The organism is Absiella sp. AM29-15 (assembly GCF_003434225.1).
Lineage (GTDB): Bacteria > Bacillota_I > Bacilli_A > Erysipelotrichales > Erysipelotrichaceae > Hoskinsella > Hoskinsella hominis.
The window spans coordinates 21524-33871 of the sequence record NZ_QVFL01000024.1 but is presented as its reverse complement, the minus strand read 5'-3'; the positions used below and the strand labels follow the sequence as shown (position 1 = coordinate 33871).

General features: G+C 35.8%; 10 protein-coding genes. 5 read left to right on the top strand and 5 right to left on the bottom strand.

Translation table 11 applies throughout. From position 1 onward, the window contains the following. The first annotated feature begins 9 nt into the window (after positions 1–9). The gene (locus tag DW761_RS19265; protein ID WP_117451777.1) at positions 10–1323 is read left to right on the top strand and encodes an MFS transporter; all 1314 of its coding nucleotides are present in this window, start codon (positions 10–12) and stop codon (positions 1321–1323) included. Positions 1324–1359: 36 nt separating this feature from the next. Here the strand turns inward: DW761_RS19265 and DW761_RS19260 are convergent, their stop codons facing one another. The 3 genes from DW761_RS19260 to DW761_RS19250 form a co-directional block, all read right to left on the bottom strand. After that, positions 1360–2550 carry a serpin family protein gene (locus DW761_RS19260; protein ID WP_158552193.1) on the bottom strand — a complete coding sequence of 397 codons (1191 nt, stop codon included), beginning with the start codon at positions 2548–2550 and terminating at the stop codon, positions 1360–1362. A 37-nt stretch (positions 2551–2587) separates the two neighbouring features. Further along, complete coding sequence (locus tag DW761_RS19255; protein ID WP_117451781.1) at positions 2588–3121, bottom strand: adenylate kinase; 534 nt, start codon at positions 3119–3121, stop codon at positions 2588–2590. Positions 3122–3185: 64 nt separating this feature from the next. Then, positions 3186–5108 carry an aconitate hydratase gene (locus DW761_RS19250; protein ID WP_117451783.1) on the bottom strand — a complete coding sequence of 641 codons (1923 nt, stop codon included), beginning with the start codon at positions 5106–5108 and terminating at the stop codon, positions 3186–3188. A gap of 141 nt (positions 5109–5249) precedes the next feature. On the opposite strand from DW761_RS19250, the gene DW761_RS19245 reads away from it, so the two are divergent. After that, the gene (locus DW761_RS19245) at positions 5250–6584 is read left to right on the top strand and encodes a citrate synthase (RefSeq protein ID WP_117451785.1); all 1335 of its coding nucleotides are present in this window, start codon (positions 5250–5252) and stop codon (positions 6582–6584) included. A gap of 2 nt (positions 6585–6586) precedes the next feature. Further along, positions 6587–7588 carry an isocitrate/isopropylmalate dehydrogenase family protein gene (locus tag DW761_RS19240; RefSeq protein WP_117451787.1) on the top strand — a complete coding sequence of 334 codons (1002 nt, stop codon included), beginning with the start codon at positions 6587–6589 and terminating at the stop codon, positions 7586–7588. A gap of 73 nt (positions 7589–7661) precedes the next feature. On the opposite strand, the gene DW761_RS19235 is transcribed toward DW761_RS19240, so the two are convergent. Both DW761_RS19235 and proB read right to left on the bottom strand, forming a co-directional pair. Further along, positions 7662–8906, bottom strand: coding sequence for a glutamate-5-semialdehyde dehydrogenase (locus tag DW761_RS19235; RefSeq protein WP_117451789.1), 1245 nt, complete (start codon positions 8904–8906; stop codon positions 7662–7664). Beyond that, a complete protein-coding gene (gene proB, locus DW761_RS19230) occupies positions 8893–9696 on the bottom strand; it encodes a glutamate 5-kinase (RefSeq protein WP_117451791.1) in 804 nt (267 codons plus the stop codon). The genes DW761_RS19235 and proB overlap by 14 nt, the downstream gene beginning before the upstream one ends. Before the next feature lie 184 nt (positions 9697–9880). Between proB and htpG the strand changes: the two genes are divergently transcribed. Then, on the top strand, positions 9881–11818 hold the full coding sequence (gene htpG / locus DW761_RS19225) for a molecular chaperone HtpG (RefSeq protein WP_117519080.1): 1938 nt from the start codon (positions 9881–9883) through the stop codon (positions 11816–11818). Between the two features lie 283 nt (positions 11819–12101). Then, positions 12102–12341 carry a hypothetical protein gene (locus tag DW761_RS19220; protein WP_117451795.1) on the top strand — a complete coding sequence of 80 codons (240 nt, stop codon included), beginning with the start codon at positions 12102–12104 and terminating at the stop codon, positions 12339–12341. Positions 12342–12348: the final 7 nt, after the last annotated feature.

The following is a 12348-nucleotide window of genomic DNA, read 5'->3' as shown; positions in this document are numbered from 1 at the left end:
GGATTCATTATGTTATTAAAACTTTTAGAGAGAATGGGTTTCACAAAAGAAGAGGGAAGCTGGATTCTATATGATGTAGGAAACAGCGCACAGGTATTAACGACATGTACCGTTATTTTTCCATTGTTGATTGCGAAAATCACACCGGGTGACAGCAGCGTCTATGTTGGATGGGCAAATGCAGTATATGCGATTATTCTGGCACTTATTTCACCAGTGCTGGGAACGATGGCAGATTATAAAGATACGAAAATGAAAATGTTTAAGTTCTTCCTGTTTATTGGTATTGCGGGAGGATTTGGTCTGGCGTTGCCATTTATTGATTATAAAACAGCGATTGTTGTATTCGTCATTGCCATGCTGGGATACAATGGCTCTATCATTTTCTATGATGCATTTATTGTAGATGTGTGCGATGATGAGCGAGTGGATAAAGTGTCTGCGGCAGGCTATGCATGGGGATATATTGGCAGTGTGTTGCCTTTCTTGATCTTTGTGATTCCATTTGCGGCAGTAACCTTATTTGGAGATACGAATGGTGATTTGGTATTAGGCGGATTCACATTGACCTATCGTGTCGCATGTGGTATTACAATGGGACTTGCGGTATTATGGTGGTTATTTTATTCTTTGCCAATTATGAAGAATGTAAAACAAACACATTATCATGAACCTGTACCACATGTTGTGAAAGAATCATTTTCACACTTATATCATACATTCCGCGATGTTAAGAAAAATAAAAATATTTTCCTGTTTTGTATTTCTTATTTCTTTTATATCGATTGTGTAAATACCGTTATTAAAATGGCTGTATCACTTGCAAGTGAAATGGGAATTGATGATACTATGAGTCTTGTGGTTGTAATCTTGATTAATATTGTGGCTTGTCCTGCATCTATTTTCTTTGGCAGACTGGTTGGCAGATTTGGTTCTAAGAAGATGATTTATTCTGGCATTATCGGATATACAGGCGTTGTTTTATGTGGTGCGATGATTAAGACATATCCATCCTTTATCTGGGCAGTAGCATTGTTGGTTGGGTTGTTTCAGGGTGGTATTCAATCTGTATCAAGAAGTTATTTCGCAAAGCTGATTCCTGATAAAGCAGACAGTAATGAATTCTTTGGATTCTTCTCTGTATTCTCAAAATTCTCTGCGATTTTAGGTCCAATTGCAGTATCTGTGATTATCATGATTACAGGGGAAACACGTTATGGAATACTTGGATTGATACCAATGATGTTGCTTGGTGCACTGGTATTGGCATTTGTAAAAGATCCGGAAAGTGAACAAAAGTTTCATAAAAAGAAGATAAAATAAAGGAAAGGATTGGCGTGATCACCAATCCTTTTTTGACTATGCTGTTGGATTTTCGATATAACCAATGAATAAAGGGGTACCCTGAGCGGAAACAATTGTATATAGGAAAGGTCTGTTAAACTGGATATCAACACTTTCCATAAAAGCACTACCGGTTTTCATTTCGATTTCACTATAAGCCGCAGCCTCAATACCTTCTTCATTGACCGCTAGATAGGTTCCCTGATGCATATCATCAAGATAAAGCGGTTCATGATCATTTTTAGAAAGAAATTGTGCATCTGTTTTTGATAAAGCACGATTTACGCCCATAGAAGAAAGCATATTGGTTAAAGAATAATCCTGTTTTAGCGTAAATGAAGGAAGTGAAATATTTAACATTTTCGTATCATTCGTTTCATAGAATTGAGAAATCCATGCTGGATCTTTTAAAATATCTAAAGGATTTTGATGTTCCTTTGGTAAAAACAACAACATTTGTCCACCTTTTTCAAGTGGTAGATTGATTGCTTCATAGTTTTCTTTATCCATATAGTATCCGGATCGACTGGTATGCATGAAGGACGTCTGAATTTGTTTTTGATTAGAAGTTGTAAAAGTATCTGTTTTTGTGTTCTTTTTATCAAAAGGAGTATCCCAACGATCCTGTAAATATAAAGTATTGAAGTAAATAATTGCAGTATTCTTAGAAACTGGCTGCTGGAAGGTAAGCTTTTTATTGGTATTTGATTGTATCCATCTGTTGATCTCACTGGTTAATGACGATTTTTTGAAATCCCTTGTGAAGATATCAGATTGATAAAGCGATGATGCATCTTTTAGTTTTTGACTTAGTGTAACATTTTGATCATTCCAGATGGAAGTATTAGACTGAACATTTTGCTGGCTTAAGGTGTTTAGCTCTTTCACAAGCTGTTGATTCAAATCTTGTATATCCCCTTTATAACACAACGCATGTAAAAGCTGTTGCTGGGTTTCATCTATGGCATCATTGCTGCATAAAGCTAAGGCAAGATATGCACTGTAAGGGGAATACAACAGATTTTGATCCTGTTGCCATAGTCTGGAAAAACTGGATATAGAAAAAGCATTCAGACTGTCTGGTAATGATGTATGCATGGTTTCTTCAATATACACCTTATTGTTTGTCGGTTTATTTGGTGTTGTACAACCAATGCATAAAGATAAGCAAAGTGGTATCATGAGTAATTTAGATTTATGTTTCATAAACATTCTCCTCTCTACTAATGATACCTTAGGATACTTATTTTTGTTTCAAAAAAGCAAAATTATTTTCAATATCTATAGCATAGGTGTTATCTATCAGAATATAAGGCAAATGATACTGTTTACAGCTTTGTAGATGATTGAGATTATCTTTAATCAATGCATCGATATCCAATGCTTCCTCCTTACGTTGTTCTATACAATTCGCATATTGAAAGATCTCTTTTTGGTGTTGCTCGATATACGATTTAGAAAAAATCAGGCAACAGTAATGAATTTTTTTTCTTTCCTCTTCTGTAAAATCCTTCTGCCAGTCAAAGGGGATGTAACAGCCCTCTATGATGAAATGCTGATTGTTTTCAATCGCGGTTAGAATGATTTCTTTCATAATTGGCCAAAGATATGAAGTTAATGCTTTATCATCTTCAACACAAATATCACTTATATGTGCACGGATTAATCCCATTTTGATATGATCAATAGAATAATAAGGGATGTGGTAGGTTTCCAAAAGTTTTTGCGCAAGTTTGGTTTTGCCACAATGTGTCGCACCGCCCAACAATAGAATCATGTTATCACCTCTTATGTTCATGATAGCATAAGGCATGAAAAAAAGCACTCGAAAGTGCTTTATGTTACTTTTGATTCTGACGAATTAGATTTAATGTTCCACCAGCTTTGATGGTATCAATATCCAACTGTGTTAGATTATGTTCTACCTGGAAGGTTTTGCCTTTGGTTACGTTCTGTACAGTGATAGGTGTATTTTCTTTGATATCTAATAAATCAGTTATTTTTAAGGTATCCATTTCATCAATATCATTATAATCTTTTTCATTAACGAAAGTGAATGGAATGATACCAAAGTTAATCAGATTTGCACGATGAATTCTTGCGAAGCTTTTTGCGATAACAGCTTTAATACCCAGATACATAGGCGCAAGTGCCGCATGTTCACGAGAACTTCCCTGGCCATAATTGCTGCCTGCCACAATGAATCCACCATCATTCGCGATACAATCATCATGGAAGCTTGCTTTCACATTCATAAAGATGAATTCAGAAATCTTTTCAATATTAGAACGATAAGGCAATACTTTTGCGCCTGCTGGTGCAATGTGATCGGTTGTGATATTATCATCTACTTTGATCATGACTTTCTTTGTGATTGTGTTTTTTAATGGTGTATTGATAGGTAATGGCTTGATATTTGGTCCACGAACAACTTCTGTTTCCGCAGATAATTCCATATCCGGTTCAATGATCATAGAATCATCAATAGTAAAATATTCAGGATCCTCAGGAATATCAAATTCTAAAACTCTTGGATCTATAATGTATCCGGCAATTGCACTTGCGGCAGCTGTTTCTGGAGAAACCAAACATACTTTAGCACTCAGGGTTCCACTTCTTCCATAGAAGTTACGGTTGAAGGTACGCAAGGATAAAGCGTTGGTGATAGGAGATTGTCCCATACCAATACATGGTCCACATGTTGTTTCCAGGATTCTTGCGCCAGCAGTAATCATGGTAGATAATCCACCATTGCTAGCAAGCATATTCAATACCTGACGAGAACCTGGTGAAATAACAAGAGATACCTCAGGATCAACAGTTTTTCCTTTTAAGATATTGGCAACTGTCATCATGTCACGATAACTAGAGTTTGTACAACTTCCAATGGCAACCTGATCAACTTTCATGCCAAGCACTTCACTGATAGGTAAAACATTATCAGGAGAATGAGGCATTGCAATCATTGGTTCCAATGTATCTAAATCAATTTCATAAGTTTCATCATATACAGCACCTTCATCAGCCTTTAATTCAACATAGTCTTCTTCACGATGCTGTTTCTTTAAGAATTCATAAGTGATTTCATCACTTGGGAATACAGAAGTTGTTGCGCCTAATTCTGCCCCCATGTTAGTAATGGTTGCACGCTGTGGAATACTCAGGTTTTTTACACCATCTCCACTATATTCAATAACTTTTCCAACACCGCCTTTTACACTTAACAGCTGTAACACTTTTAAGATAATGTCTTTAGAACTGACACCACGCTGTAAAGAGCCGTGCAGGATGATATTTACTACTTTTGGCATTGTTAAATGGAATGCTCTTCCTGCCATGGCACAGGCAACATCAAGTCCTCCGGCACCAATTGCCAATGCACCTATACCACCAGCTGTAGGTGTATGAGAATCACTTCCTAATAAAGTTTTTCCAGGTTTTGCGAATCTTTCCAAATGTACCTGATGACAGATACCATTGCCTGGTTTAGAGAATTTTACGCCATGCTTCATAGCGACAGTTTGTAAATATTTGTGGTCATCAGCGTTTTCAAAACCACTCTGCAGTGTGTTATGGTCAACATAACTGATGGATAATTCAGTTTTTACCTGGTCTACCCCCATTGCTTCTAACTGCAGATACGCCATCGTACCAGTTGCATCCTGTGTCAGGGTCTGATCGATATGAATCGCAATTGGTTCTCCTCGATGCATTTCACCTTCCACCAGATGAGCTTTTATAATTTTTTCTGTAATTGTTAGCATATTTTTTCTTCCTTTCCGCTATATTTTTAGTGTACGTGTTTTATTATAACATAAAATCTGAAAATATTTCATTGACTTTATGAAAATTATGATATAATATTGAAAGACATTGAAAAATAAATAAAAAAGGGAGGTACCATCATGAATAAACAGTTAAATTCATTATATAAAAAGTCACTGGAATTTACAGATATCCCCAATGATCTGTTTCGCAAATATGATGTAAAAAAAGGTCTTCGTAATGAAGATGGCACAGGTGTACGTGTCGGATTAACCAAAATTGCCGATGTTGTCGGTTATAAATACGTAGAAGAAGTCAAACGGGATGCCCAGGGGCAGCTGTTTTATCGCGGTATAGAATTACGTGATATCATCCACGGACGTGATTGGAACCGTCCTTATGGATATGAAGAAGTATGCTTTTTACTATTGTTTGGATATTTGCCAAATGGAGAAGAATTACAGACCTTTGTGAAAATCTTACAGGATCATTATGAACTGCCTGGTGATTTTCTTGAAACAAAGTTTTTGCATATGCCAGGTAAAAATCTAATGAATCGATTACAGCAGGCAGTGCTTGCCTTATATGATTATGATGATGCACCAGATGATATCAGTGTAGAAAATACGTTGGAACAGGGGTTAAATATATTAGCGAAACTGCCAAGTATTATCTGTTATGCCTACCAAAGCAAGATGCATTACTATCATAAAGAATCATTAGTTATTCACCAGTGTCAGAAAAATATGTCCATTGCGGAAAACATCCTTTATATGTCCAGAGGAGATCATTCCTTTACGCATCAGGAAGCCCTGGTATTAGATATGATGTTAATTGTACATGCTGATCATGGTGGTGGAAATAACTCTACATTTACCAATGTGGTGATTTCATCAACAGGTACTGACTTTTATTCCAGTATGGTAGGTGCAATCGGGGCATTGAAGGGGCCACGTCATGGTGGTGCAAATTTGAAGGTTTCCGGCATGATGAAAGCAGTCATTGATGAAATTGGATATTGTGAAAATGAAGTAGAGATCAAAGCGTTGATTTATCGTATCATGCATAAACAGTTCTATGATTACAGTGGGCTTGTTTATGGTATGGGACATGCAATCTACACTTTATCCGACCCAAGAAGTGAAGTGCTTCAAGAACATATCGCAAAACTTGCACAGGAAAAAGGTAAAGAAAAAGAATATGCCTTTTATCAGCGTTTTGAACAATGTGCAAAAGAAGTCATTCTGGATGTAAAGGGAATTAATGTTTCCAGCAATGTAGACTTCTATAGTGGCTTTGTATATCAGATGTTAGGGATTCCAGAAGATATGTATACCCCATTGTTTGTATTAGCAAGAACAATAGGATGGTTAGCACACAATATTGAAAACAAGCTGTACGATGGAAGAATCATGCGTCCGGCTACGAAATATGTAGGATCAACAAAAGAATATAAGAAGATGGAGGAGCGATAGAAATGAAAACAATTACTGTATTTAAGGGAGATGGCATAGGACCAGAAATCTGTGATGCGACTTTACAGATACTAAAAGCGGCAAAAGCACCACTTGCATTTGAGTGCTTTGAAGTAGGAGAAGCCGAATATGAGCGCAATGGAAAACTGATTCCTGATGAGGCATATGCTTCATTTGAAAAAAATCGTATTTTATTAAAAGCACCAATCACAACGCCGATTGGAAAAGGGTTTAAATCGTTGAACGTTACTTTACGTAACAAATATGATTTATATGCAAATATTCGTCCCGCAAAAAGCAATACTGCTGTAAAAACACCATTTCCAGATGTAGATATTGTCACATTCCGTGAGAATACAGAGGATTTATATGTTGGTGTAGAAGAAAAAATTGATGAAAACACTGTACATGCGACTAAAATTATCACAAGAAAAGCAAGTGAGCGTATCATTCGTGATGCATTCCAGTATGCAGTAGATCATGGACGTAAAAAGGTTACTTGTGTACATAAAGCGAATATTTTAAAAATGAGCGATGGTATGTTTTTGGATATCTTCCATGAAATCGCAAAAGAATTTCCAACGATTGCATCAGATGATAAAATCGTCGATAACGTTTGTATGCAGTTAGTTATGCGCCCTGAAACTTTTGATATCATGGTCATGCCAAATCTTTATGGGGATATCGTATCAGATTTAACAAGCGGATTGATTGGTGGATTAGGATTACTTCCTAGCTGTAATTTAGGCAGCGATTATGCAATGTTTGAAGCAGTACATGGAAGTGCGCCAGATATCGCCGGAAAGCATATCGCTAATCCTACTGCAATTCTTTGGTCAGCATGTATGATGCTGGAATACTTAGGAGAAGACGCATGTGCCGCTAACATTCGTCAGGCAGTAGATGCTGTTTTACAGGAAGCGAAAGTCTTGACACCTGATTTGCATGGAACTTCCACAACAGAAGAATACCGTGATGCAATCATTGCACATTTACAAGCATAACAAAAACAGAGCAAAATCATGCTCTGTTTTTTCTGCAATATAAAGAAAAGGTACAGGAGAATATCCTGTACCATTATTGTCGTATCTGCCCATTTCCCAAAATGATATATTTTTGGGTTGTTAAGGCTTTTAACCCCATAGGACCTCTTGCATGAAGTTTTTGGGTACTGATACCAATTTCTGCGCCAAGTCCAAATTCAAATCCATCAGAGAATCGTGTAGAAGCGTTGGCATATACGCAGGCACTGTCTACTTCTTTAATAAACTGCTGGATACTGCTGTAGTTTTCAGAAACAATGGTTTCACTGTGATGGGTACTGCAGGTGTTGATATGATCAATCGCTGTTTGTAAAGAATCAACTTTTTTCATGGATATTTCCAAATCAAGATATTCTTTGTGATAGTCATCTTCACTTGCCAATATACAAGTATCATCTAATAAGCATATATCCTGATCAGCGTGAATGATAACATTGTGCACTTTTAATGCATCAATGACTTCCTTTATAAAAGTATCAGGAATATCTTTATGGAACAAGACACTTTCACATGCATTACATACACTGGTACGACTTGTTTTCGCATTAATTATGATGGAAAGGGCATCCTCAAGCTTTGCGTCTTTGTCTACATAAACATGACAGTTTCCTGTCCCAGTTTCTAAAACAGGTACACTGGCATTTTCTACACAGGTCTTAATTAAAGAAGCACCGCCTCTTGGAATCAAAACATCTAAATAATCATTCATACGCATCAGCTGACTGCTGGTTTCTCTTGAAGTATCCTCTAATAATGTGATGATATCAGGATTCATGTTTTGTTTCTCAAGAGCATGACGCATGAGTCTTACCAACACGATATTAGATTGAAGAATATCTTTACTACCCCTTAAAATTACAGCATTTCCAGCTTTTAAACATAAAACTGCAGCATCTACCGTAACATTTGGTCTGGCTTCATAAATCATGCCGACAACACCTAAGGCAACACGCATTTTCCCTATTTGAAGACCATTTGGTGAGGTTTTCATATCTTCGATTTCACCAATAGGATCATTTAATGCTTTCACCTGACGAACACCGACAACAATCTGTGCTAAACGTTCTTTTGTTAAATGCATACGATCAATCAGGCCTTTATTCATGCCACGTTTTTCACCTTCATCCACATCTTTTTGATTAGCAACCATGATTTCATCCATATGCTGTTCAATTTCTTGCGCAATACTTTCTAATACCGCATTCTTTTGTGCAGTAGATGCTTTCATGATATCCTTGCTTGCTGTTTTTACTGCCTTACATAATTCAATGAGTTCCATATGACTCCTCCTTTACATCAAATAATGTTCCTTTATAATTGTCTTCTAATATATCGTATAAAATAGATGGCTGTTTACCATTGGCGATTATCATTGGAATGTTATGCTCACTTGCATATTGTGCCGCATGTAATTTGGTAATCATTCCACCCGTTCCAACATTGCTGGAAGCATCCTCTGCCATAGAAAGTATATGCGAATTGATACCATCTACGACGGGAATTAGTTTTGCATCATCATACTTACTGGGGTTTTTATCATATAAACCATCAATATCACTTAAAATCACAAGCAGATCTGCATGTACTAAGTACGCTGTAATCGCAGATAAAGTATCATTATCACCATAAGCAATTTCATCAAATGCAATAGAATCATTTTCATTTACGATAGGAATTACCCCATACTGAAGCAGAGTTTCCATTGTGTTGATTACATTGACACGTGGTGTTTCATTGGCAGTTATCGTTTTTGTGATCAATAACTGTGAGATCGTCTGTCCATATTGTGAGAAGAATTTATCATAGATAAACATTAATTCACATTGACCAACACTTGCTGCTGCCTGTTTTTCACGCATAAGGGAAGGGCGGGTTTTCATTTTTAATTTACTGGCACCTGCACTGACAGCACCACTACTGACAAGTACTACATCAATTCCTTTATTTTTTATATCACTTAACACCATAGCGAGCTGATCAATTTTTCTTAAATTTAATCCGTTTTCTCTCGTAATCGTGGAAGAACCTACTTTGACAACAATTCGTTTTATATCTTTCATTTCTTTCATTCTTTTACAACCCCTTTGTAAATTGTTTCTTATATTATAGACGAGTTTTTATGAACGAGCAATGATAAATTGGAAAAGGCGAAGTTTTCTATAAAATTTAGCACTAGGGTGTTGACAGTGCTAAGAAAAAGTCCTATACTATTAGCAGACTTATGAAAAGAGTGCTAACAGGAGGTAAATGAACATGGCAAGAAAAAAACAGTTTAAGGCTGAATCAAAACGTCTGTTGGATTTAATGATCAATTCTATCTATACACATAAGGAAATCTTCTTACGTGAGCTGATTTCCAATGCAAGTGATGCAATCGATAAATTATACTATAAATCACTAAGCGAGAATTTAAGTGATGTTGATCAGAATGCATTCAAGATCCACCTGGAAATCGATAAAGAAAACCGTACTTTAAGTATTAGTGATAACGGTCTTGGTATGAACAAGGAAGAATTAGAAGAAAACCTTGGTACGATCGCAAAAAGTGGTTCTTTCGCATTTAAACAGGAATTAGAAGAAAAAGATGAAAAAGAAGATGCAGTAGATATCATCGGACAGTTTGGTGTTGGTTTCTATTCCGCATTCATGGTCGCAAACCGTGTAGATGTTGTATCTAAAAAATATGGAGAAGAAACAGCATATATCTGGAGCAGTGATGCAAGTGATGGATATACAATTGAAGAAACAAGCAAAGATGATTGTGGAACAACCATTACTTTATATCTAAAAGATAACACAGATGATGAAAACTATGATGAATATTTAGCGCAGTATGAAATTGAACGTTTGATTAAGAAATACTCTGATTACATCCGTTATCCAATCGAGATGTGGGTAGAAGAACAAAAACGTATAGAACCAGAAGATGGCGAAGAACAAAAACCAGAAGATGTGAAATATGAAACAGTAAAAGAACTGAAAACATTGAACTCTATGATTCCATTATGGAAGAGAAGTAAAAATGAAATCACAAAAGAAGAATATAACGATTTCTATAAGAGTAAATTCAATGACTTCACAGACCCTCAAAAGACAATTCACTTCTCTGTAGAAGGTAATGTAAGCTTTACTTCCTTGTTATTTATCCCAGGTAAAGCACCTATGAACTATTATTCACAGGATTACAAGAAAGGTTTACAGTTATACAGCCGTGGCGTATTCATCATGGATAATGCGGATGAACTGATTCCAGAACACTTCCGTTTTGTGAAAGGTCTGGTAGATTCTCAGGATTTAAATCTGAATATTTCTCGTGAAATGCTGCAGCATGATCGTCAGTTAAAAGTAATCGCAAATCGTATCGAAAAGAAAATCAAATCTGAACTGTTATTGATGTTGAAGAATGATCGTGAAGAATATGAAAAATTCTGGAATACATTCGGTCTACAGATTAAATTCGGTGTATACAATGGCTTTGGCGCAAATAAAGAATTGTTACAGGATTTATTATTGTTCTACTCCAGCAAGGAACAAAAACTGATTACATTAGATGAATATGTTGCACGTATGGAAGAAGGACAGGAAAACATCTACTTTATGAGTGGAGAAAAGATTGAAAAAATCGATCAGATGCCTGCTGTTCAAAAGGTTAAAGACAAAGGCTATGAAATCCTGTACTTAACAGATAATGTTGATGAATTTGTTTTACAGATTTTAGGCACATTCAAAGAAAAGAACTTCAAAAATATTTCTCAGGGTGATTTAGACTTAGATAGTGAAGAAGAAAAGAAAGAATTAGAAAAGAAAGCTGAAGAAAACAAAGATATGCTGGAAGGCTTAAAAACAGCTTTAGGTGAAAAAGTAAAAGAAGTTAAGATTTCTACACGTTTGGTAGATGATCCAGTATGCTTATCAAGTGATGAAGGTATGTCATTTGAAATGGAAAAAGTATTAAGTGCTATGCCAGAAGGCAATCCTTATGGTATGAAAGCTTCACGTATCCTGGAAATCAATCCAAACCATCCAATCTTTGAAGCATTACAGAAAGTATATGCAGAAGATAAGGATGCAGTAAAAGAATATGCAGACCTGTTATTTGATCAGGCATTATTGATTGAAGGATTCCCAATTGATAATCCAGCTGAATTCTCTAAAAAGATCTGTGAATTCATGGTAAGAGCAACAAAATAATCGTTTTGCATGATGTTGAATGAAGTGGCAGAAAAAGTTTACTGTCACTTCTTTTTTTCGCTTTTCAATTGACTTTTATAGGGGATATAAATTATACTGATATCAGGGCTTTTAAAATACATAATATGGAAATCAGCAGCATTTTGTTTCATAATGTATAAAATATGAGATAGTCCTGTTTACAATAAAATTTAGGTTTATAAGGTATAAAAACGCCGTTTTCTATAAAAAAACGATATATATAAAATAGTATACATTTTTATACAGAAAGGAGAATGTGAATATGAGAGAGGAATTGTTGGAATATATATTCAAACATACTGGTGAAGATTGTTTATCTGATTTACGTATTCCAGCAATCTTTCGGATGCATATCGTATTTGTGATGAAAATTAATGATGACATGTTTCCCGTTAGTGAATGGAATCAGTTAATTGCATATATTTGTAAAGATGGTATAGAAGTTTGTTCTGTAGATGAGGCAAAAGAGAAATTATATCGATGGTCATTAGGAAGAAAGTGAGAAATCA

Coding starts and splice junctions, on each gene's coding strand:
- DW761_RS19265 (WP_117451777.1), top strand. CDS start 10: ATGTTATTAAAACTTTTAGAGAGAATGGGTTTCACAAAAGAAGAGGGA.
- DW761_RS19260 (WP_158552193.1), bottom strand. CDS start 2,550: ATGAAACATAAATCTAAATTACTCATGATACCACTTTGCTTATCTTTA.
- DW761_RS19255 (WP_117451781.1), bottom strand. CDS start 3,121: ATGATTCTATTGTTGGGCGGTGCGACACATTGTGGCAAAACCAAACTT.
- DW761_RS19250 (WP_117451783.1), bottom strand. CDS start 5,108: ATGCTAACAATTACAGAAAAAATTATAAAAGCTCATCTGGTGGAAGGT.
- DW761_RS19245 (WP_117451785.1), top strand. CDS start 5,250: ATGAATAAACAGTTAAATTCATTATATAAAAAGTCACTGGAATTTACA.
- DW761_RS19240 (WP_117451787.1), top strand. CDS start 6,587: ATGAAAACAATTACTGTATTTAAGGGAGATGGCATAGGACCAGAAATC.
- DW761_RS19235 (WP_117451789.1), bottom strand. CDS start 8,906: ATGGAACTCATTGAATTATGTAAGGCAGTAAAAACAGCAAGCAAGGAT.
- proB (WP_117451791.1), bottom strand. CDS start 9,696: ATGAAAGAAATGAAAGATATAAAACGAATTGTTGTCAAAGTAGGTTCT.
- htpG (WP_117519080.1), top strand. CDS start 9,881: ATGGCAAGAAAAAAACAGTTTAAGGCTGAATCAAAACGTCTGTTGGAT.
- DW761_RS19220 (WP_117451795.1), top strand. CDS start 12,102: ATGAGAGAGGAATTGTTGGAATATATATTCAAACATACTGGTGAAGAT.